This window comes from Geobacillus sp. BMUD (genome assembly GCF_013096845.1).
GTDB lineage: Bacteria > Bacillota > Bacilli > Bacillales > Anoxybacillaceae > Geobacillus > Geobacillus vulcani.
This window is the reverse complement of record NZ_SDLA01000005.1, coordinates 148385-170608: the sequence shown is the minus strand read 5'-3', so window position 1 is coordinate 170608 and position 22224 is coordinate 148385. Positions and strand designations below refer to the sequence as shown.

At 52.7% G+C, this 22224-nt stretch carries 16 protein-coding genes and 1 riboswitch; of the genes, 5 read left to right on the top strand and 11 right to left on the bottom strand.

What is annotated here, in order from left to right; all coding sequences use genetic code 11:
* Positions 1-82: 82 nt before the first annotated feature.
* The 6 genes from ETC05_RS08405 to ETC05_RS08380 all read right to left on the bottom strand — a co-directional run bounded on the left by ETC05_RS08405 (position 83) and on the right by ETC05_RS08380 (position 10028).
* The gene (locus ETC05_RS08405; RefSeq protein ID WP_031405801.1) at positions 83-1240 is read right to left on the bottom strand and encodes a saccharopine dehydrogenase family protein; all 1158 of its coding nucleotides are present in this window, start codon (positions 1238-1240) and stop codon (positions 83-85) included.
* Positions 1241-1397: 157 nt separating this feature from the next.
* The gene (locus ETC05_RS08400) at positions 1398-2879 is read right to left on the bottom strand and encodes an aldehyde dehydrogenase family protein (protein ID WP_171660822.1); all 1482 of its coding nucleotides are present in this window, start codon (positions 2877-2879) and stop codon (positions 1398-1400) included.
* A gap of 71 nt (positions 2880-2950) precedes the next feature.
* Positions 2951-4606, bottom strand: coding sequence for a thiamine pyrophosphate-binding protein (locus tag ETC05_RS08395; protein WP_171660821.1), 1656 nt, complete (start codon positions 4604-4606; stop codon positions 2951-2953).
* Complete coding sequence (locus ETC05_RS08390; protein ID WP_156961372.1) at positions 4603-5781, bottom strand: aminotransferase class I/II-fold pyridoxal phosphate-dependent enzyme; 1179 nt, start codon at positions 5779-5781, stop codon at positions 4603-4605. The genes ETC05_RS08395 and ETC05_RS08390 overlap by 4 nt, the downstream gene beginning before the upstream one ends.
* An 881-nt stretch (positions 5782-6662) precedes the next feature.
* Positions 6663-8351, bottom strand: coding sequence for a phosphomethylpyrimidine synthase ThiC (thiC, locus tag ETC05_RS08385; RefSeq protein ID WP_031405810.1), 1689 nt, complete (start codon positions 8349-8351; stop codon positions 6663-6665).
* A gap of 174 nt (positions 8352-8525) precedes the next feature.
* Positions 8526-8639, bottom strand: a riboswitch (TPP riboswitch).
* Positions 8640-8774: 135 nt separating this feature from the next.
* Positions 8775-10028 carry a methyl-accepting chemotaxis protein gene (locus ETC05_RS08380; RefSeq protein ID WP_031405812.1) on the bottom strand — a complete coding sequence of 418 codons (1254 nt, stop codon included), beginning with the start codon at positions 10026-10028 and terminating at the stop codon, positions 8775-8777.
* 349 nt (positions 10029-10377) lie between these two features.
* Between ETC05_RS08380 and ETC05_RS08375 the strand changes: the two genes are divergently transcribed.
* The 5 genes from ETC05_RS08375 (at position 10378) to ETC05_RS08355 (ending at position 17190) form a co-directional block, all read left to right on the top strand.
* Entirely contained in the window at positions 10378-10545 is a 168-nt protein-coding gene (locus ETC05_RS08375) for a hypothetical protein (RefSeq protein ID WP_156961373.1), read from the top strand.
* 269 nt (positions 10546-10814) lie between these two features.
* Positions 10815-12743 (top strand): IucA/IucC family protein, encoded by a 1929-nt coding sequence (locus tag ETC05_RS08370; protein WP_031405815.1) that lies wholly within the window; start codon positions 10815-10817, stop codon positions 12741-12743.
* A complete protein-coding gene (locus tag ETC05_RS08365) occupies positions 12740-14746 on the top strand; it encodes an IucA/IucC family protein (RefSeq protein ID WP_171660820.1) in 2007 nt (668 codons plus the stop codon). Before ETC05_RS08370 ends, ETC05_RS08365 begins: the two co-directional genes overlap by 4 nt.
* A gap of 12 nt (positions 14747-14758) precedes the next feature.
* On the top strand, positions 14759-15997 hold the full coding sequence (locus ETC05_RS08360; protein ID WP_171660819.1) for an MFS transporter: 1239 nt from the start codon (positions 14759-14761) through the stop codon (positions 15995-15997).
* Positions 15985-17190 carry a type III PLP-dependent enzyme gene (locus ETC05_RS08355; protein WP_031405822.1) on the top strand — a complete coding sequence of 402 codons (1206 nt, stop codon included), beginning with the start codon at positions 15985-15987 and terminating at the stop codon, positions 17188-17190. Before ETC05_RS08360 ends, ETC05_RS08355 begins: the two co-directional genes overlap by 13 nt.
* 40 nt (positions 17191-17230) lie before the next feature.
* Here ETC05_RS08355 and ETC05_RS08350 read toward each other — a convergent pair whose 3' ends face one another.
* The 5 genes from ETC05_RS08350 to ETC05_RS18150 form a co-directional block, all read right to left on the bottom strand.
* Positions 17231-17644, bottom strand: coding sequence for an RDD family protein (locus ETC05_RS08350; RefSeq protein WP_171660818.1), 414 nt, complete (start codon positions 17642-17644; stop codon positions 17231-17233).
* 302 nt (positions 17645-17946) lie between these two features.
* Positions 17947-19464, bottom strand: coding sequence for a SpoIIE family protein phosphatase (locus ETC05_RS08345; RefSeq protein WP_171660817.1), 1518 nt, complete (start codon positions 19462-19464; stop codon positions 17947-17949).
* 6 nt (positions 19465-19470) lie between these two features.
* Entirely contained in the window at positions 19471-19755 is a 285-nt protein-coding gene (locus ETC05_RS08340) for an STAS domain-containing protein (RefSeq protein WP_237746938.1), read from the bottom strand.
* Positions 19652-20164: an ATP-binding protein gene (locus ETC05_RS18215; RefSeq protein WP_368668033.1), complete on the bottom strand. Its 513-nt coding sequence runs from the start codon at positions 20162-20164 to the stop codon at positions 19652-19654. The genes ETC05_RS08340 and ETC05_RS18215 overlap by 104 nt, the downstream gene beginning before the upstream one ends.
* Before the next feature lie 307 nt (positions 20165-20471).
* Positions 20472-22124: a response regulator transcription factor gene (locus tag ETC05_RS18150; RefSeq protein ID WP_031405832.1), complete on the bottom strand. Its 1653-nt coding sequence runs from the start codon at positions 22122-22124 to the stop codon at positions 20472-20474.
* Positions 22125-22224: the final 100 nt, after the last annotated feature.

Sequence of the window (22224 nt, the reverse complement as noted above, 5' to 3'; positions counted from 1 at the left end):
GTTGTCTGCTCCGCACGCAATGGCGAGACATTGCCCTTTTTCACGAAACTTCTTCCATCCTCCTACTTATGGCGCCGCCTTTTCAGCTATGAACCGTCCGCTTCTCGCTGATGAGGACGCCGCGTTTTTTCATCTCGTCCATATACACATCCCCCGGAACGATTTGCTCTGGCGGATAGACGCCGCGCTTTGTAATCACCCCGCGTCCGATGAGCTGAGCGACAGCGGAAATGGTGTAAGCCGTCGTGCGCGCCATCGCCGTCACCTTGTTTTCGCGGTCATTGAACGTGACGGTTTCGTATTCAAGCACTGTTTCCTTTCCGTCTTTCCGACCGCCGACGATGACTCGGAGCAACACCACATCATCTTTTCCTTTCAAATCAAGAAGCGGCTTTAGGACGGAAAGCAGCACATCGCGCGGCTTGACTTTGCATCCATTGACCTCGACTTCTACATCGTTGCGCGTCAAGTTCAAATCGACAAGCAGCTTGCATTTTTCTGCATGGCCGCGGTAGCGGATCGTTTTGTACTCGAGCCGCTTCAAGTTCGGAAACGAACGCGAGAGCGTCGACGTCCCGCCTGAGGTGTGAAACGCTTCAAGCGGCCCGAACCGGTCGAAATAAATCGGCTCGACTTCCGAAAGGGACGGCACTTCCTGCTTTTGGCCGTTGCGGATAATCAAGGCTGGATCCGTGTAATGGTCAAGCAGCCCCTCGAGTGAAAACACATGGTTGTACTCCAGCGGCGGTTCAGGACGGACGGGAATGCCGCCAACATACAACAAGATGGATTCCACCTCATCGAGTTGACTCGCCCCATAACCGGATAAAATGTTGATCATTCCCGGTGCGACGCCAAGGTCGGGGATGATGGTCACACCAGCAGCTTGGGCTTGTTCATGCAGCTCAAGCACCCGGTCGGTGATATGGCCGATATGGCCGCCTAAATCGACAGAATGGACGCCAGCTGCAATGGCCGTTTTCGCCACCGTTTCGTTAAATTGGTAAAACAAGGCATTGACCACCACATCGTGCCCTTTCATGCAAGCCGACAGCTGCTGTTGATCACCAGCGTCCACCCGCACGGCGGCAAGCTTCTCGGAATGAAGCTGCCGCACCGTCTGCTCTGCCTTAGCTAAATCAACATCAGCCAACGTCACCGCCTCAACGTCTGGGCTTTGCACTAAATCTCGCGCTGCTTCTTTGCCCATCAACCCCGCTCCAAGCACAAGCACTTTCATCGTTCTTTCCCCCTCCGTCACCGATTCTTTGCCATACGCTCACATGGCAGCCGCTTGTTTCGCATCCTTGTTGCGGCCGTTGCTTCAGTTCGCCACACGTGTTTGGTGTTGATTTTTTCTTCTCTTTCCCCGACCATCTTGCAAGCGACATCCCGGTTCAATCTCCAGTATCGATTTGCGCCCGCTGCAGCCTGCCGCTGAAATCGACATAAATGCTCCGCCATTCGGTGAATACGTCAAGCGCAGCGACGCCGGAGTCGCGATGGCCGTTGCCCGTCCCTTTCGTGCCGCCAAACGGCAAATGAATTTCCGCTCCCGTTGTGCCGGCGTTGACATACACAATGCCGGTGTCCAAATCGCGCATCGCTCGAAACACGTTATTAACATCGCGTGTGAAAATCGCGCTTGACAGCCCATAATCGACGCTGTTGTTGACGGCGATCGCTTCGTCCAAACTGCGGACGGAAATGATCGACACGACCGGGCCAAAAATTTCTTCGCGGGCGATGCGCATATTCGGCGTGACATCGGTGAAAATCGTCGGTGCGTAGTAAAAGCCGCGCGCATAGTCGCCTTCACGCAATATATAACCGCCCACAAGCAGCTTCGCCCCTTCTTCTACGCCAATACGCACGTAGTGGTCAATTTTTTGCAGCGCCTCTTCGTGGATGACGGGTCCGACTTTGACCGTTTCATCGAGCCCGTTGCCAATTCTCAATGTTTTCACGGCTTCAAGCAGACGCCGTTCAAGCTCCTGTTTCACCCGCTCATGGACAATGACCCGGCTGCACGCCGTGCACCGCTGGCCTGATGTACCGAATGCACTCCAGATGATGCCGTCCACCGCCAATGTCAAATCAGCATCATCCATCACAATGACAGCGTTTTTTCCTCCCATTTCAAGCGAAACTTTTTTCAACAGCCGTCCACATTTTTCCGCAATCATCCGCCCGACTTCATTCGATCCGGTAAACGAGATGACCTTGACATCCGGATGTTCGACGAGCGCATTGCCAGCTGTCGGCCCGTCGCCATGGACAACATGAAACACTCCCGGCGGCAAGCCCGCTTCTTCAAAAATGCGAGCCAACTCCTGCGCCATGATCGGCGTCTCGGGAGCCGGCTTCCACACGACCGCATTGCCGGCAACAATCGCCGGGAATGATTTCCAAGTGGCGATGGCAATAGGGAAATTCCATGGCGTGATGATGCCGACCACTCCAACCGGCACGCGGACGCTCATGGCAAATTTGTCCTTCAGTTCAGACGGCGTCGTATCACCAAACAGTCGGCGGCCTTCCCCAGCCATGTAAAACGCCATATCAATGCCTTCCTGCACTTCGCCGCGCGCTTCCTCAATCACTTTGCCCATTTCCATCGTCAACAGCCGAGCCAACTGTTCTTTCCGCTCCTTTAGCAACATCCCGACTCTATATAAAACTTCCGCGCGTTTTGGCGCCGGCACGAGCGCCCACCGTTTTTGCGCTTCTTTGGCTGCCTGAACCGCTTCATCGATATCGTTTGGACCAGACATCGCCACCTCGGCAATCGTTTCCCCTGTCGCCGGATTGATCACCGGCGCAAATTGCCCGGTGCTTGGCTCCTTCCATTCTCCATTGATATAATTTTGGATTTTCACTGTATACTCCCCCCATTTTTTCTAGATGATTTATTAAGATAATTTATACATTGAACGCCGGGTGATGATCGTCAGGACTTCCTCTTGGCCCGCAAGTCTTGGATCGTTGCCGCCACCGAAATGTGGTCCGGATCGGTCAACACTTCAATCACCGTCGGCTTCTTGGCTTCAAACGCCAACAGAAGCGCTTCCGTGAACTGTTGTTCCGTCTGCACTTGGAATCCGCGGCTGTTCAAGCATTCTGCCAACCGGGCAAACGACACGCGGCCTAAATCGGTGCCGATGACCCGCCCCGGAAACTGCAGTTCTTGATGCATGCGGATGGTGCCGTACATATGATTGTTAAACACAATGCTGATGATCGGAATATCGTATCGTGCGGCTGTTTCCAACTCCTGCACCGTCATCATAAAACCGCCGTCCCCCGATAAAGAAACGACAGTCCGGTCAGGAAAGGCCAGTTTGGCGCCAATGGCAGCCGGCATGCCATATCCCATCGCTCCAGACGTCGGACCGATGTACGTGTGTCCATCCCCAAACGGGAAAAAGGCATGAAGCCAACCGGCGAAATTCCCGGCATCGTTCGTAATGACCGCATTTTTCGGCAAATGACGCCCTAAACTCGCCATGACCGCTTCATGAAGATTTCGTTTTTCAAGCGGCAACGCGGCCGTTTGTTCGTACCGTTTCCTCCGTTCAGCCACCCATTCTTGCCAAGACGGTCGCACCGCGAGATCGAGCAAACGGGACAGCGCTTCCCGACAGTCAGCCCAAACCGCAATATCCGGTGCATACACTTTTCCGAACCCATCGCTGTCGATATCGATATGAATCAGCGTCTGCGTTGGAGATAGCAAACGGTAATCTTGCGTCGTCACTTCCGACAGCCGCGTCCCCAACGCAATCACCACATCGGCCTGCTCGGCCGTTTCCATGACCTCTTTCGGCGCCCCTAGGCCTAGGTGGCCGACATAGCACGGATGGTTGTGGGGAAACACATCATGCCTCCGGAACGCCGCCATCACCGGAAGTGAATACTTTTCCGCCCACAAGCGCAGCAACGGCTCCGCCCCCGACCATTTGACACCGCCGCCGGCAATCACGAGCGGCCGTTGGGCGCGCTCAAGGCGCTCTTGGATGTTCCGTATATCTTCTTGCCTTGGAGCCGGTTTCGGTGCATGGGTCTCGGCCAGCACCGCTTCCGTTATCGTTTTGGAAAATAGATCTTCTGGCAGTGAAACGACGACGGGGCCGGGCCGTCCTGTTTTCGCCATGCGAAACGCCCGTTGCACCAGCTCGGGCACCCGCTCGGCTTCGTGAATTTCAACCGCCCATTTTGCGATCGGTCGAAAAAACGCTTCCATATCGACTTCCTGAAATCCTTCACGCCCTAGGAAGCGGCTGTTCACTTGCCCCAAAAACACGACCATCGGAGTGGAATCTTGCCTCGCGGTATGGACGCCGATCGCCAAGTTCGCCCCACCAACCGCTCGTGTGGCCAGCACGACGCCGCACTTCCGTGACGCTTTCGCATATCCTTCCGCCATAAACGAGGCTCCCCCCTCATGGCGGGTGGAGATGAATTCGATGGACGGCTCATCGTAGATGGCATCAAGCAACGGCAAATAACTTTCCCCCGGCACACCAAACACATGACGGATCTGTTCCTGTTTTAGACATTCAACGATGGCTTGAGCCACCGTGATGTGATGTATCGTTCGCTTCATGGCGCCGATTCCCCCCAATCCACGTGCTTCCATCGTTCAACGGCTTGCTGCAGACGCTCCATCGGCGCTGACAGCGATACGCGGACATATCCTTCCCCGGCGGATCCAAACGCTGTTCCTGGTGTTACAATGACCCCCGCTTCTTCCAGCAGTTTGGCGGCAAACTGCTCGGACGAGTATCCGTCGCAAACGGGAACCCATAAGAAAAAGGTCGCTTTCGGACGCTGCACGTCGATGCCCAATTCTCGGAGTTTCTCGACCATCATATTCATGCGTTGTTCATAAATGCGGCTATTTTCTCGAATAAACGTCCGTCCGTTCGTTAAAGCAGCCACCGCTGCTTTCTGAATCGGAATAAACTGACATGTGTCTGTGTTGCTTTTGATCACCGAAAGCGCTCGAATCATGTCACGATTTCCGACCACATATCCGATGCGGCAACCGGCCATGTTATAGCTTTTGGACAACGATCCAAATTCCACCGCCACTTCCTTTGCCCCGTCCACCTGCAAAATGCTCGGTGCCTGAAAACCGGCAAACGTCACGAACGAGTAGGCCGCATCATGAGCAATGAACATCTGGTGCTGACGGGCAAGTGAAACGGCTTCGGCAAATACATCCAAATCAGCAGTGGCGGCCGTCGGATTGCTCGGATAATTGAGAAACATGATTTTCGCTTGGTCATAAACAGACGAAGGAAGCGCATCAAACCGGGGAATATAACCATGTTGCGCATCGAGCGGAAGCGATAGACTCTGTCCACGGGCAAAATGGACAGCCGTCCGGTAAACGGGATAGCCCGGATCAGGCACTAAGGCGAGCTCGCCGGGATTGAGAACGGCTTGCAGCAAATGGACGATTCCTTCTTTTGAGCCGATTAACGCCAACACCTCGGTCTCCGGATCGAGCTTGACGCCATATTCCCGTTCATAAAAACGCGCGACCGCTTCCCGGTACTCCCTGCAGCCGCCATATGGCGAATACGTATAGTGCTCCGGTACATCAAGCGCTTCTTTCAATGTTTCGATGACAAAGGAAGGAGGCGGCAAATCGGGGGCGCCGATCCCTAAATCAATGACATCGACCCCGAGCTTTAGCAGTTCTTCTTTTTTCTTCTGAAATCGGGAGAACAAATATGGCGGCATCGTCTGCACAATATCGGAAAATGTGTTCAATCCCATCCCTCCTCATGGGCCTTCGTTTCAGTTTATGCGCGCGCCCATCGCCCTCATGCCCGTTTCACTTTCAAGAGGCTGCCTACAATACAAACAGATTTCCCAAAATAAAGACATCATCAAAATCCTTTTTCTCGGAAATCGGTTGATGCTGGGGAAATGATTATGTTTTTTCACTAGAAGGTCAGTGATTTTGCAGGAGATGCAGCCCGACCACGGAATGTATCAAATTGAGCAATCTTTCAAAATCTGCTTTTCTCTCTTACGAGAAACATCGAGTTGACGGAACCCATCGTTTTTTGCCAACCTTCTAGTGCTAGAAAGACGCGATCAACCTTCTGAAAACCGCCCCTTTCGCCATAAAAAGAAGCGGCCGGCATCATCCACGGTTCGATGACGCAACTGGCCGCTGTCTATGGAAGCAAAACGCCGGCGAAGGCGCCGCAATAGACTGCGCAGTTTTCCCCTCATGATCATTCTATGACTAGAAATTTGTACCTTATGCCATTATCATAATCGATTTGAAATGATTTGTAAATATATTTTTTTGAAAATTATATATTTTATATGTATTATGAACCTAAGACTGACCCAAAAGGTTGTTTTTCCTGAAACAAAACACCACCTGTCATTTCTTCATGATTGTTTTATGCCTACATACGGTAATAACATAAGGAAATCCTGATCCTTTTGGAACAACCTCTCCTAATTTACGTTAATGAGGAGACGCACCGATTTGCAGGACAAACAAGGGGGCGACGAACGTTCGCCCCCTTCCACTGCTTCGATCAGCACCCGAGCGTTTTCCAGCTCATGCTTTTTCTGTTGATCGAACTTCCATATCCTTATTTACCTATTTCGAGCAGCGCAGCCCCTTCTTGTCATTGATACAGCGACGACCCTTGCTGAACAAATTGTTTCGCTTTTTCTTTCATCCCTTCCTCTTTGATTTTCCGTTGCAATTCATGAGAAATGTTCATCGAGCAAAACTTCGGTCCGCACATCGAACAAAAATGGGCTGTCTTCGCCGCCTCAGCCGGCAATGTTTCATCATGGTACTCGCGGGCCCGTTCCGGATCAAGCGATAAGTTGAACTGATCGTTCCAGCGAAATTCAAAGCGCGCCTTCGAGAGCGCATCGTCGCGCTGCTGGGCAGCTGGATGCCCTTTCGCCAGATCAGCCGCGTGGGCCGCGATTTTATAGGCCACGACCCCGGCGCGTACGTCCTCTTTATTCGGCAGCCCTAAATGTTCTTTAGGCGTTACGTAACAAAGCATCGCCGTTCCATAAGCGCCAATGATGGCGGCGCCAATGGCTGATGTAATATGGTCATACCCGGGTGCGATGTCGGTGACCAGCGGCCCTAACGTATAAAACGGCGCCCCATGGCAAATTTCCTGTTCCCGCTCGACATTTTCGCGAATTTTATGCATCGGAATGTGTCCTGGCCCTTCGATCATCACTTGCACATCATGCTTCCAGGCGATTTTCGTCAGCTCGCCGAGCGTCTCCAGTTCGGCAAATTGGGCCTCATCGTTCGCATCGGCGATAGAACCGGGGCGCAAGCCGTCGCCAAGGGAGATCGCGACATCGTATTGTTTCAAAATTTCGCAAATGTCTTCAAAATGCGTATACAAAAAGTTTTCTTCATGGTGGGCGAGACACCATTGGGCGATGATCGAGCCGCCGCGCGAGACGATGCCGGTCGTCCGGTTGGCGGTGAGCGGAATGTAATGAAGACGCACGCCGGCGTGGATCGTCATGTAGTCAACTCCTTGCTCGGCTTGCTCGATGAGCGTCTCGCGGTACACGTCCCATGTCAGCTTCTCCGGCACCCCTCCTACCTTTTCGAGCGCCTGATAAATCGGCACCGTTCCCACTGGGACCGGCGAATTGCGGATGATGTACTCGCGCGTTTCATGAATGTGTTTGCCTGTCGATAAGTCCATCACCGTATCGGCGCCCCAACGCACCGCCCAAAGCAATTTTTCCACTTCATCTTCAATCGATGAAGAAACAGCCGAGTTGCCGATATTGGCATTAATTTTTACATGGAAACGACGGCCAATGATCATTGGTTCGCTCTCTGGATGGTTAATATTGGCTGGAATAATGGCCCGACCAGCGGCGACTTCTTGGCGGACAATTTCTGGATCGATTTGTTCACGAATCGCGACAAACTCCATTTCTGGCGTAATGATCCCCCGTTTGGCGTAATGCATTTGTGTCACGGTTTTTCCAGTCTTCGCCCTTAATGGACGGCGCACAAACGGAAGCGGACGTTGGATGGCAACAGAAGGCCGCTCCATTTCCTCCACATCCCCGCGCTCGACAATCCAGCGGCGGCGAAGAGGAGGCAAGCCTTTTTCTACGTCCGGTTCAAAATCGGGATCCGTATACGGGCCCGTCGTATCGTACACACGCACCGGTTTGTTTTCCACCATTCCTTGTGGCGTTTTCGTTGGCGACAAGGCAATCTCTCTCATCGGCACGCGCACATCCGGGCGCGACCCTTCGATGTACACTTTGCGGCTTTCCGGAAACGACATAAACGAGCGGATGTTTTCCATGCGTGGCTCCCCTTTCAACATAAAATGAAGATCAGATCTGAAGCCACACCGTCTGAAGAGGGGCAAACACGAGAATCAGTGATGGCGGCCAATCGAAAATAAAAACAGGTTCCGACATCGGAACCTGATCGAAGGCAAAAGGCCAAATGGACAAGATATACGTCTACGTCCATCTATTCCCGCTGCCTGCTTCCCTACGCTGGCATGACCCAGATCAGGTTCAAAGGGTCAAAGAACTTCATCGCGTTCTTTTCTCAGCCCGGCTCTCGGACTCCCCTAGCAGATAAGCGTATAACAATGATGCCTGACTTTTTTTATTTTATCAGTCCATTGTCAAAGATGCAAACCATTTTGTTCCAAACGTTGGCTCCCACACGTCGTTTGCAAGCCCCTCTTTCTCGGAGAAAGCGTCCTGTTCCTCACTCACACAGAAAATTTCTTCAGCATGGCCCGCATCTCGTCCGCCATCTGACCGAGCGATGTCGACGAAGAGGCGATTTCCTCGACGGAAGCCATTTGTTCCTGCGTCGCTGCCGATACGTTGGCCGCACCGGACGCTGACTGTTCGACAATATGGGTCATTTGTTGGAGTGCATCATTTACTTGACGAGCATGCGCTGTCATTTGCTCAATAGCGGACGATACTTGTCCAATTTGTTCACTCACTTGACCGATTTCCTGGCGAATATGGGCAAATGATTGGCCGCAGACCGCCGCAACGTTTAATCCTTTTGCCACCTCAGCGATCACCTGTTCAGTGGATGCAACCGCCCGTTTCGTTTCTTCTTGAATATAAACAATCAGTTCGGAAATTTGTTGAGCTGAACGAGCGGATTGTTCTGCGAGCTTCCGCACTTCATCTGCGACGACCGCAAACCCTTTCCCTTGCTCACCGGCGCGCGCCGCTTCGATCGCCGCATTGAGCGCCAACAAATTCGTCTGCGACGCAATGCCAGTGATCGCTTCCGTAATCTGTCCAATCTCATTGGAGCGCTCCCCAAGACCTTTCACCAACTGGCCGAGCGTTTGCACATGATCATAAATGAACCGCATTTGCTCGGACATTTGCCCAATCGATTGCTTGCCATCCTCAGCTTTCTCCGACGTTTTCTCGGCCCGGTGCGCCACATCTTTCGTAAGGCAAGCGACGTCGCTCAATGTTTTAGAAATATCATGCACGGACGCGGCGTTGGTGCGGACAGCATCGGCCTGCTCCTCCGCGCCTGTCGCAAGCGTTTCCATCGTTGTCGCAATTTGCTCTGTCGCTTTCGTCGTCTGTTCAGCAACAGCAGCAAGATGCTGAGAATATTGCGCTACCTCTTCGGCATGATGTTGGATTTGCCTCATCACACTTTGCCAAGCGTCTGCCATATCGTTTAACGACGCCGCAATCGGCCGCAGCTGCTGCACGCGATCAAGCGGTACGCGTACCGTCAAATCTCCGCCTGTCATCTTGCCTAAATGTTCATTAATAACAGCAATCGGGGCAACAAACCGCCGGTAATTGAGCGTTGCCGAAACGAAGCCGAGCATCGCGCCAAACAGCACCGTAGCAACAAGCGTCCACCAAAATGCCGCGCCGCGAATGCCGTTGACCAAGCATGTGGCAAGGCCGATCGCCGCTGTGCCAGGAATGACAACGAACATTGTGCGAATGATATAAGCGCTTAACGACAATCCATTCTCCTCCTTTTTCTATCGTGCAAACAGTTTTGTCGTCGTCATAGACTTGATATATTCGTCAACTTGCGTTGGTTTTCCTGCTTTATCGCCCAACCGAACATCCTTTATATGACAGGAGTTCAGTAAAAGTATCAGAAAATGTTATTATACCAAGGTTTTATCCCCTCCTCGAATCTCACTTATCGAGTGAGCAGCAAAAACGTTATATTTATTCATTGTTCTCAGCAGCTTGGACACATTTTTCACATGGAAAAATTCTATTGCTAGCAAAAGGGAATTGGATTAAAACAGAAATTATGTTATAAATATTCATTTACGAGATCAATAGAATGGAGGATCATCCATGAATAGGAAGATGATTGGCGGGGCACTTGCCTTCAGTTTGTTGGCATTCTCCCCTTGGACGGCCACGCAAGCTGAGCCGATCAAATGGACGAACGTCAATGCGTTTGAAGAACAAAACGGGAGCTTATTCAACCAAGAAAACGATGACTTTGTCAAGTTTTCGTAAATTAAAATCGTTGATTCATAAACGCGTGGAAAGGTTGTTCATTCATTAGCGACCCCCCCTCGCTAGAACGTTTTTCCTTTAAATTACCGACTTCTGAGGCGGAACCTTTATAATTCTTCCTCCCATAAATCGAACTAACCAGTTTTTCTTACTCCCCTCCCTATCTCTTGGACGGAAAGACTATTTTTTATCCCTCTATTGAAAATGATAATCATTTATATTATGATATTTAACGATATTGATAATCGTTATCAAATGGAGGGGTCCCCTTGCATTCGATCCGCCTCTTTCTTGATGAGGAAGAAAAAACATATCAGTCTTTACAAACGATTGATCCGTCGCTGGCTCGTTTGTTTTTGTCTATTTTGCCAAATAGCCGGCGACGCATCGCCGGCCGGCTGCTACAGGCGCTCATTCGCGAACGGCTTATTCCCCTTGACCGGGTCATCTGGAAGTGTGCGGGGGAAGAATGGGAGCTTTTCATCCCACTTTCCGGGACAAAACAGATCAAAGCGGCGATAACGGAACGGTTCAACCTCGGTCAATTTGTCGTCGCGCATCTTTGGCTGCTCGACGGAAAGGAGCGAACCCCCCTCTCCTCTCCTTTGGAGCTGCTCGAGCTTCTTCGGAGCGAAGGGCTCATCGGTTCCGCGCCAAACTGGAGCGGATTTTGCGCCGAAATCGCCAACAGCGTAATTAATGACGCGCTTGTCCAAGCCGCGGCCGAGCGGCGAAGAAGCCGGCGGCGCGACGCCTACGGGAAGTGCTCCTCTTCGCTCGAGTGGGTGCGCGCTCAGCCGCGGCCGTTCAGTCCGCTCGTCTTTTATGAACAGGCGGTCATTGACGGACATACGCTACATCCGTGCGCCAAAACAAGGCTTGGTTTCAGCGTCCAAGATATGATTGAGTATTCGCCGGAATGGGAAGCCAACGTCTCTCTCCCCTTGCTGGCGGTGCATCGCAGCCATTGCCGTTTTGTTTCCTTTTCCTACGGACGGATGGCAGATTGGGTTTACGAACAAGATGAAACGTTGCAGTCCGTTGTACAAAACGCGTTGCGGACATACGGCCTGTCTGAATGCGAATACGACGTCATCCCCGTTCATCCATGGCAATGGAAGCACGTCATCCAACAGCGTTTCCAAAACGAGCTGGCCGCACAAACCATCGTTCCGATCGATGGCGGCGTACTGCCGGCTTATCCGCTCGTTTCTGTGCGGACGTTCATGGTTCCCGGCGCTTCCGGCGATCATTTGAAAACGCCGGTCAACGTGCAAATGACAAGTGCCATCCGCACTGTATCCCTGGCGGCGGCAGCCAATGGGCCGCGATTATCGGCATGGCTGGCCGATGTGCTCACAAAAGAACGGCTCGCTCCCCGCTTTCGGATCGTCAGTGAAAAGGCAGGCATCTGCTTCTTGCCTCACGGCCGAACGGACGAGGAGGCAGCGGCCCTGGGCAAACAACTCTCGGCCATCGTCCGAGACAATCCGGAACGCGGACTGTCCGAAGGAGAGATCGCGTTGCCGGCGGTGGCGCTTCTTTCTCCGTCTTTCCTAAGCGGCAAACCCGTGGCAGCTGAACTTGTCCAGGAATATGCGGCCGATCAAGCGGCAAGCTCCATGCGTGAGGCGGCTGTGTCATTTTTCCGTCAATATGCGGAAGTGCTCATTCCGCCGCTGCTCGTTCTTTTATGCAAGTACGGAATCAGTCTTGAAGCCCACTTGCAAAACAGCGTCCCTGTCTTTCGCCGCGGCGTGCCTCAAGCGATGCAAGTTCGCGATTTAGGGGGCATTCGCCTTCATTCCGGCCGCTTTCGTCGCCATCGCTATCCGCTTGACGAGCTCGCGCCGTCAAGCGTCGTGACAGCCGATCTCAACGAGTTGCGGCATACGTTCACCCATGCTGTCATTCACAACCATCTCGGCGAGCTGACCGCCTGCTTGTCTCGCACATTCTCTGTTGAGGAACCGCTCTTTTGGCAGACGCTGGCCGACGTGATCGAAGAGGCATTCGCTTGGCTCGCCCGCGACAGCGAAATCAAAGAACAGGTAAAACAAGATCGCGAAGCGCTCTTTTCCCCGGTGCTGCCGATGAAAGCGCTCGTTGCTATGCGCTTAACGGATGATCTTCGCAACCATTTCATTGAAACGGCCAATCCGCTGGCCAAATGGAAAAGGGAGGAATGGGAACGATGAATACGCGTTTATCCCTCCGGACAGCTGATATCATCCTTTATCCATACGAAGAAGAATGCGCCGAGTTCATCGAAAAACGATTTCCTGAACATCTGTCCGCTTATGTCCACCATGTCATGCGGGCGCGGACGACGATCTTGCAACGAACCGTAGCTGCGTTGCTGCGGGAAGACGTATTCGGTCTATACTCCCGTTCCTACAACTTGCAAGTGATCGGCTCAGTGTATATCACGAACTGGCGCTGGCTGACGCCGGAATGGGAACCGGCTGTCCGCCAGCTGCCGGCCGCCCACTTGCGAGAAGGGATCATGTATAAATTGTTCCCCGTTGCCCCCGGCCAATGTTTGCTGATCCCGATCCGCGGCGAATCCGCTTTCCGCCAATGCGACATCGGCGAAGAGGTCATTTCGGTCGGCGAAGGCATCCAAACGGTGCGGGACGCCCTTTCCTTCCTTTCGCTGCTAACGCCGCTCATCAAAGCGGCCGGCGAGGAACAAGCATGGGCGCAGCTGGCGAAAGAATTGGAAAACGGAACCGCCAACTTGGCGTTGGCTTATTGGCATTTTGAAAAGGAATGCCAAACGATGCGCAAGGAAGCGGACAACTTGTTCACCTATATCGAACAACGACAAAGCGATCCATCGTTTTGCCCGGCGCTGTTTTTCGAGCAACTTTGCATTGAAGGGCATCATCTCCATCCGGGCGCCAAAACGAAACTGCCGATGTCCCCTAAAGACGTATTGGCTTACTCGGCGGAGTTTGGGGGTCAACCGCAGCTGCGGATCGTCGCCGTCCGACGCAATTTGTGCGATTTCCATTTTGACGGATATGAGGATCCGAACACCTTCTTGTTCGACCATTTTCCGGCGCTGCGCAGCCTGGTTGCCGAACGCTTTCGGGAAGCGGACAAGAGGCTGGAAGACTATGTGCTCGTGCCTGTCCATCCTTGGCAATACGAACATGTCCTTCCGAACGTCTATCGCGAGGAATTGGACGACGGCCGCCTTTGGCTGATCGAAGGAGCGGTGATCCCAACGCAGGCGACCGCCTCGTTCCGAACCGTTTTGGCGAAAGAAGCGCCGCTGTATATAAAGACGGCCGTCCATAGTCAAATGACCTCGACGGTCAGGTCCATTTCCCCCCAGTCAGCCAACAACGGCGCAACATACAGCCGGCTGTTTCGCGCCATTTTGGAAAGAGAGAGGGGCTTGTCCGCTATCTTTCTTCCTGTTTGTGAAATTGGCGGCTGCTCGTTCCGCTCCAAAGATCCAAATAAAGCACGGAACTTATCGGTTATTTATCGGGAAGGGCTGGATCGCTTGATCGATGAAGGGGAAATCGCCATTACCGGCACCGCTTTATATGCCCCATCTCCATTTAGCGGCCAGCCGATTATCAACGATATGATTGAGGCATATGCCAAGGGAATCGGCCGCCCATCATCTCAAGAAACGGCGCTTTCCTTTCTTCGCGAATACGCCGTCATCGCCGTCCGTGGCTTTCTAACGTTGCTCGTCAAGTACGGCATTGGCCTGGAAGGACACTTACAAAATACCGTTCCCGTTTTCCGGCAAGGAAAACCAACAAAATTGCTGTTTCGCGACTGGGGCGGCATTCGTTTGTACCGGCCGCGCCTTGAACGCCAAGGATTCCATATCGATGTCCGTCCCGGTTCCATCACGATTACAGATGATTTGCGAGAAGCACAAAACAAAGTGTTTTATACAGTCTTTCAAAATCAGTTTGGCGAAATCATCCGGCACATCAGCCGCCGTTGGGGCATCGCCGAGGAACAAGGCTGGGCGTGCGTCCGCCGCCAATGTGATGAGGTGTTTGCCGAATTGGCGAAAGACCCGAGCCTAACGTTCGCGGTGGACGAGGACCGCGAGGCTTTATACCGGCCGTTTATCGACCATAAGGCGTTGACAAAAATGCGGCTGCAGCCAGAGGCGAAGACATATTGTTTCGTTTCCGTGCCGAATCCGCTAGCAACAAGCCGATAAGGGGAAATCGATATGCTTCTGACATCGAAAAAACCGTCCCCTTCCTTCGCATTATTTTGGCGCCCGTTCCGGATTTATTGGGGCGGAACGCTGCCGGCGCGCATCGGGGAGTGGGCTGATTTCATCGTCTTAAACTGGGCCGTGCTGCAGCTTTCCCGCTCGCCGCTCGACCTCGGCGTTCTCAACGTTTGCCGGCTGCTGCCGATTTTTCTATTCAGCTGGCTCGGCGGGATGCTCGCTGACCGCCTTCCGCGTCGCCAAGTGCTGGCCGCCTCCTTGCTTGGCATGGCAGGATCTACTTTGGCGATCGCCTGGCTGTTGCATGAGCCGTCCTCCCTCATTTGGCTGCTTGCCGCTGTCTTCGTCCGTTCGGTTTTTATGGCCATTGAGACGGCGGTGCGCAATGCGTATATCGCTGATCTTGTTCCAGGCGCGGCACTCTCGAGCGCCATTTCACTGCATACCGCCGCTCTTCACATCGGGAAAATCATCGGCCCAGCAATGGCCGGATGGGGGCTCTCTTCACTCGGCGGCGTTTTACTGCTTATCATCTACAGCGCGATGCTCGTTATCGCAGCTTTTGCTGTATTGTCATTAGAAGAGAGCCGCCCCCGCCGTCCAGCTGCGCGTCCGACCAACAGCGGCAAAGGGGAGGCGATCTGTTACATCAAGCGCACCCCGCTCGTTCGGGCGCTGCTTCTTCTTTCAATCATTCCGATGACGTTTGGCTTTGCCTATTCGGCGGTCACCCCGCTTCTTGTTGACGCGTTGGCCAACGGCGATGCCGGGGATTTCGCCTTGCTGCTTTCTGTCTCATCCGCCGGGGCATTGCTTGGCACGACTTGGCTTTCCTTCCGGCCGGTCGAGGCGATCGGCAAATGGCTCATCATCTCTTTGCTCGCTTTCTCTTTATCGTTGCTTCTATGGATCGTCTCGTTTGAACATCAGCTGCTTTGCCTTGCCGCCATGGCGTTGGCCGGGCTGACCGGGCAGCTGTATCGGACGCTATGCCGCCTGGCCGTCCAACTGACCGTTCCGGATCAGCTGCGCGGGCGGATCATGAGCATCGCCTTAATGGACCGAGGCTTCATCCCGCTCGGCACGCTTTTGCTGACGACTCTTGCCGAGTATGTTGGAGCGAAAGTCGCTGGCTATGCGATGGGATGGCTTTGCCTGCTTTGCGTCCTTGCCTTTTGGCGGCGAAAAGAACTATGGAACATCTCCACAGGAGGACGAACATGGAACGATTGAATACTGTCATTCAAACGATCGTGAGCCACAAGACCAAACAGCGGTCCCCGCTTTGCGCCTATGTATATGACTTAGACAACCTCCGCGTCCATACAGCGAGCTTGTCCGCCTCGCTCCCCCCTTCCGTCCGGCTCTTTTACGCCGTGAAAGCGAACGCGGATGAGCGGATCTTGCGAACGGTCGCGCCGCATGTCGCCGGTTTTGAAGTCGCCTCAGGCGGCGAGCTGCAAAAAGTCCGCCGCCTGTTTGCCGATGCGCCGGTCCTTTTCGGTGGGCCAGGAAAAACGGATGAAGAACTTATCGCAGCACTCGAGGAGCGCGTGGCTCTTATTCATGTCGAAAGCCTTTGGGAATTGCAGCGGCTCAGCTGGATCGCTGCCGATCGGCAAACAACCGCGCGTGTGCTCTTGCGAGTCAATTTACGCCAAGCTGCCTCAGGCGCCACATTGCGTATGGCGGGAAAACCGACCCAATTTGGCATCGACGAACGGCACATCGCCGAAGCCATCCATATAGCGCTGGCACTTCCATCTGTGGATCTACAAGGATTCCATTTTCATTCGATGTCCAATCATACCGACGAGCAAGCCCATCTTTCTTTTATCGAAACGTGCCTGTCATTTGTCGCGCAAGCGGAAATGACGTACGGGCGGCGGTTTTCCACAGTAAACGTTGGAGGAGGAATCGGCGTCCATTACAGCGATCCGGACCGGCAGTTTCACTGGGATTGGTTTGCCAAAGAGCTAAACTTTCTGCTGCGCCGCCGCGCTTCCCGGCATTGGACCGTCATTTTCGAGCTTGGCCGTTTTATCACCGCTCATAGCGGATATTACGCTGCAGAAGTGCTCGATCTGAAAAACAATTACGGAACGTATTTTGCGATTCTCCGCGGCGGCACCCACCATCTCCGGCTGCCGGCAGCTTGGAAAATGAACCATCCGTTTCTCATCATTCCGATCGACAAATGGCCTTACCCGTTGGACCGCCCATTTTTGTTCAATGAACGGGTGACGTTAACCGGCGAGTTGTGCACGCCAAACGATGTATTGGCTCGGGATGTGCCTTGCGACCGTCTGCGCGTCGGCGACATCGTGCTGTTCCGCTGTGCCGGCGCCTACGGCTGGGACATTTCCCATCATGATTTTTTAAGCCACCCGCACCCGGAATTTATTTACCTTGATTCGTCAACCTAAAACAGCGGGCCTCCATTTGGAAGCCCGCTCGTTTCCTTGTTTACGCCGTCGGTTTTTCTGTTGTCACATACGTCCCGGCGATAAAATCGTGAATCGACCGTTTGTCTTCTCTTGCAGCTACCATAATCGCACTAATAATAAGACCGATTCCAAAAGTTACAAAATAAACCAGTCCACCGACAAATGAACGCAAAAACATCGTGCCGAGGCCGACTTTGCCGCCATTCACCTTCGCAATTCGAATGCCAAGCATCCGCTTGCCCACCGTATATCCATACCAGACAACCGGAACGATTAACGCGTACAGGATGTTCGCTAACGATGTAAACCAGTTCGTTTCCCAACTGCCCGTGATCCAATAGCCGACAAGCGAAATTGGAATACCCACAACAATGGCGTCCAACAAATTCGCCAACAGCCGCTTCCAAAATCCAGCCGGATTCGTCACCGCCATCGATCTTCCCTCCTCGTGCCTTTTCTATATTGTATTCGCCATCAATAGCGTAATTGTCTTTATTTTAACCTAAATTGTGGAAAGGAATCTATACCATTGTTTTGTATTTATTTCCATATAAGGAAACATGAGTGAATTTGCTCGTCTTTTCAAAATAATTAAAAGGGAATAGGGCAAAAGGCCACTTTTGTAACCGCCTCCCCTTTGAGGGAGGCCAACTTGACTGCCATGCCGTTTCATCCGAACAAAAAAGTACTTGTAAAACGAGCCGACAGCCGGATATAGGCAGGCGGGGCCCTCATTCAGCCAAGCTTGGCCACCACCACCGAAAAATCGTCCCGAAGCGGACCTTTTTGCGCAAAATGGCGGCGCAGATAGTCCAAAAGCACCTGTTCGTCCAATAAAATATGCGGCGCCAGCGCGTCGCGAAGCGCCTCGATCTTTTGCCGAACGGATCCCGTTCCCCCTTCAATCGCCCCGTCGGAATACAGCACAAGCGTCGCCCCCGGCTCGTAGCACAACCGGCCGCTGTCGACAAAAAGATGCGGAAGCAATCCGATCGGCGCACAGCCGCGATCCAGCTCCGCCACCGTCCCGTCCGGTTGGAACAAAAACCCTGGCGGATGGCCGGCTGATGCATATTCAATCATCCGTTCCCCGACATCCACAAGAACATACACAGCGGTGAAATAATACGTCATTCGCCCGTTTTCATGGTACAACTGGCGCATATGGCGGTTCAACTCGCGAAACACTTCCGCCGGAACGATCCCTTTGCGGATGACGCCGTTTAAGAGTGAGCGAACCGACATGCAAATGAGCGAAGCTGCTGCCCCATGCCCCATCACATCCATTAAAAAAATGCCGTACCGCTGCTTGTCGATCGGATACCAAGCGTACATATCGCCACCCAGCTCCCGCGATGGGATGTACATCCCGGCAATCTGAATTCCTTTGGCCGACAGCGGCTTGCTCAACACACGCTTTTGCACCTCGCGGGCGAGCCGCAAGTCATCTTTCATCGATGCGGCGTATGGGTTCTCATAAGTCGGATTGGCAAATAAAAACAAGTAAAAAGCGATTCCTCCATCATGGCCGGGCACAGCTCGCACCGTCGTCTTCCTGACATAAACCGAACCGTTTTTCCGCCGCCAACGCACCTTTCCCCTCCATTCCCCAGTTCCCGCTTGAACCACCTCGTAAAGCCAGGCTTCGTAATAACCCGCGTAAAGCGTATGCAACGGCTGACCAACAATCTCTACACCATGGCCTGTTAGTTTTGTGAATGCTGGATTCACAAACTGAACGATAAATTGGCCATCGGTTACCAGCATCGCCTGTTCCATAGCTTTGTACACTTGTTCAGCGAGCTGCCGTTCATTCTCGTTTCGCTTTGCTTCTGTCAGATCAGCGACAACCCCGCTGACGAGCCTCACTTCCCCGAATGGACCAAGCACAGGAAACGTCCGTTCAAGCACCCAGCGGACGGAACCATCCCGCTGATTGATGATGCGATACGTTTGGGCACCTGCATCCGCCCCTGAAAGAAGCGACCATTTTCGTTCCGCCTTGGCGCGGTCATCCGGATAGGACACTTTTGACCAGATGTCTTGATCTCGGTAAAAGTCGTCCGGAGGCAAACCGTACAGCTGCTCACATGATGACGAGATGAACAAGAGACGCCTTTGTTCCGGCGCTGCGAGCCAATACACATAATCGCCCGGCCCAACGAACACATTCATTTTTTCCAAGCTGAGAAGCAACTCCCGCCACGCGAGGTGATCATAGCGTTGAACAGATTCCCAAAACCCATCCACCATAGAACGTCATTCTCCACTGAAATAATCCATGGCTTCCTTCTCTGTGGCAAATAGTTTGATAAACGAAGAAAATTTGACAATATGGAAAATTTCTGCGAGCGACCCTTCCACCCCAGCAATGACCAACTCTTTTTGTCGGGCTCTCGCCGTCATAACGCTGTCAGCGATAACACCGAGTCCAGCGCTGTTAATGTATTTGACCCCCTCCATGTTGACAATCAATCGGTCCGCCCGTTTGTCCAGCAACGTTTCCAGCACTTGACGGAACGACTCGACGTTGTTTAAGGTAATATCTTCTGTCCATGTCAGCGTGCAAATTGCCCCTTGTTTTGTCTCCATCCTGTTTCCTCCAATGGTCACTCTTTTTTTTTTTGCATTTGCACATGCACAACAAGACGTTGTTTCCCGCTCGCTTCACGTATACATCGTCGACAATATGGGTAATCAGCTGCAATCCCCTGCCGCGCGGCCCAGTATTGACGACATCGGTTCGGGCTAAGGAGAAGCATCCCCCTCGCTGCTTGACAATTATCATCAACTGTCCCGCATCAATTTTCCAAAATATCCTAAATGGAAAACTTTCCGTTTTTTTACAATATTCATATGCATTCGTGCACGCTTCCTCGGTTGCCAGCCGAAGAAAAAGGCAATCACGCGGCAAAAACCCCACTCTCTTCGCCAATTCCTCGGTAATGTCCATCGCTTTTAAAATGTCCGCCGGTTTCATGATGGCCATCGTTCGGATCATGGCTGCAGGCTTCATCGGCATTCCCCTATCCTTGTTATGCTTATACGCCGACCAAAGCAGCACGGCAACTTTTCCGCTATCGCACGTTCCGGCGCTGGGGAAAACGGATTCGAATGCTATTTTTTCCTTGATTGTTCCATTCTTATCGAAAAATAGTTCTTATTTACTACAATTCATTATAATACAAAATAGGGTTCATTCCAATTTCCTACATTCAAAAAAAAAGACATCATGGCACCCATCGTCCAATGATGTCCCCTTAGCGGCGCTGCCGGCGGTGGTTTAGTTGATACACAAGGGCGATCAACTGTGACCGGTCATTGACGCCAATTTTTTGAAAAATGTTCGTAATATGATTTTTCACGGTATGGACGCTAATGAACAACCGTTCTGAAATTTCACGGTTGCTGCAGCCTTGAATGAGCAACTCCAATACATCCATCTCCCGGGCCGTCAACTGCTCAGATAGCATGTCGATATTGACCGTCCCATCATTCCCGCCGTGAGCCTTGCCGCTAATCATCATCGAACCAATCGCAGCCAGCGCCGTCATATACACTTCCGCCTCTTTCGCTTCCCTTTCTTTCTTTATATGAACGGAAAGAACACCGTATTGGCCAGCGCTGACGAAAAACGGCACTTCCATCACAGGTTTGTCCTCGACATAGAGCAACACCGGCACCTCGTTTTTCGCCTTCTCGCCCTGACAGCCATAGCGACGGCAAACATCATCCCGATAACGAACAGCCATTTCTACGTCCATCGCTCCTTCATGGACAACGGCTGCTTGGCCATCGCTCGACCATACCACGCAGACAAAATCGCCGTAAGCGAGCTCTGCGGCGAATTCGGCCATCATCCGGATGATGTCTACCTCGTTTTGCACAACACGCATGGCTCGTCCAATTTCCATCAACATCGAAAGGCGCATCAAATGGCGGTCCATTTTCATATCGGCCTCTGTACATTTCGCCAAGAGCAGCCAATGTTGAACGAGGGCGGAGCCGACCGAACGAAGCGACGCCGGCAGTGAAGAGGCCGCCTCGCTGCCGATCATGACCCATCCTTCCATTGTTTTCCCGTACATCGCCGGATACGCGATCATCGCTTTCGGGCGGATGTCATGGCGGACAAAAAAGGAAAAGCGTGGATCCAAAGCGGCATCTTGAACGTAAACCGAACGAAGCGGGGGCTCCGAAGACGAAAGCGGCGGAAATAACACATCTATCATCTTGCCGCGCAGCTTCCCTGCCTTTTCTCCACTTGCCGCTGCCACCATCCATCCTTGCGGACATTTGGCGATATACAACGCCATATCGACGCGTTCATCGAACGCCCGCAACTCAAAAAGCAGCTTGTCTACGTCCGCTAAGGCGGAGCTGTCTGTGACCACTGTTTCGAGCCGTTTCCCGTATTCACAGCATTGTTGCTTGCGGCGCTCGCCGCTGATTAATTCCCCGCATATGATCGCCATCTTTTCTATATCTTTTAACTTCGCTTCGACTGCTGGCGCCGGCAGCGCCACCGATTGTTCGAGGGCTGACATCCACTTTCCGCCGTCTACCAGCGGCTGTTCGCAAATGAGCCATTTCGTCTCTTCCTCGATAAACACGCCCGCCCAAATCCAATATTCCACCTTTCCATCGACAAACACGGGAGCGACGATGCTTTTCATGCCCAAACGTCCGACCGGCACGACCGACGGGCGCTGCCATCTGTCAATGCTAAGTTCTCGCGGAAAGGAAAATGATGGCGCTTCGCTTTTAGCGGCAAACAAAACGAGCTCCGCCAGCTCAGTCATATTTGATACTTTCGTCACGGGAGTACCGTGATCATCAACGATCAGCATGCTCAACTCCGTCAATGCCGCGTATGCATCTTGAATATATTGCAACGATTCACGGATCACCACGCCTTCAACTCTCCTACAACTCGTTTTTACCCCTATCTATTATGGACAAATAACTGGCAAGAAATCAAGCTTTAACCCTCTGCGACAGCAAAAACAAACC

What these genes read in the sequence shown, in the direction of transcription:
- ETC05_RS08350 (WP_171660818.1), bottom strand. Translation starts at nt 17,644, where the DNA reads ATGGCGGTGACGAATCCGGCTGGATTTTGGAAGCGGCTGTTGGCGAAT.
- ETC05_RS08360 (WP_171660819.1), top strand. Translation starts at nt 14,759, where the DNA reads ATGCTTCTGACATCGAAAAAACCGTCCCCTTCCTTCGCATTATTTTGG.
- ETC05_RS08345 (WP_171660817.1), bottom strand. Translation starts at nt 19,464, where the DNA reads ATGGTGGATGGGTTTTGGGAATCTGTTCAACGCTATGATCACCTCGCG.
- ETC05_RS08365 (WP_171660820.1), top strand. Translation starts at nt 12,740, where the DNA reads ATGAATACGCGTTTATCCCTCCGGACAGCTGATATCATCCTTTATCCA.
- thiC (WP_031405810.1), bottom strand. Translation starts at nt 8,351, where the DNA reads ATGGAAAACATCCGCTCGTTTATGTCGTTTCCGGAAAGCCGCAAAGTG.
- ETC05_RS08405 (WP_031405801.1), bottom strand. Translation starts at nt 1,240, where the DNA reads ATGAAAGTGCTTGTGCTTGGAGCGGGGTTGATGGGCAAAGAAGCAGCG.
- ETC05_RS18215 (WP_368668033.1), bottom strand. Translation starts at nt 20,164, where the DNA reads ATGGACATTACCGAGGAATTGGCGAAGAGAGTGGGGTTTTTGCCGCGT.
- ETC05_RS08375 (WP_156961373.1), top strand. Translation starts at nt 10,378, where the DNA reads ATGAATAGGAAGATGATTGGCGGGGCACTTGCCTTCAGTTTGTTGGCA.
- ETC05_RS08355 (WP_031405822.1), top strand. Translation starts at nt 15,985, where the DNA reads ATGGAACGATTGAATACTGTCATTCAAACGATCGTGAGCCACAAGACC.
- ETC05_RS08395 (WP_171660821.1), bottom strand. Translation starts at nt 4,606, where the DNA reads ATGAAGCGAACGATACATCACATCACGGTGGCTCAAGCCATCGTTGAA.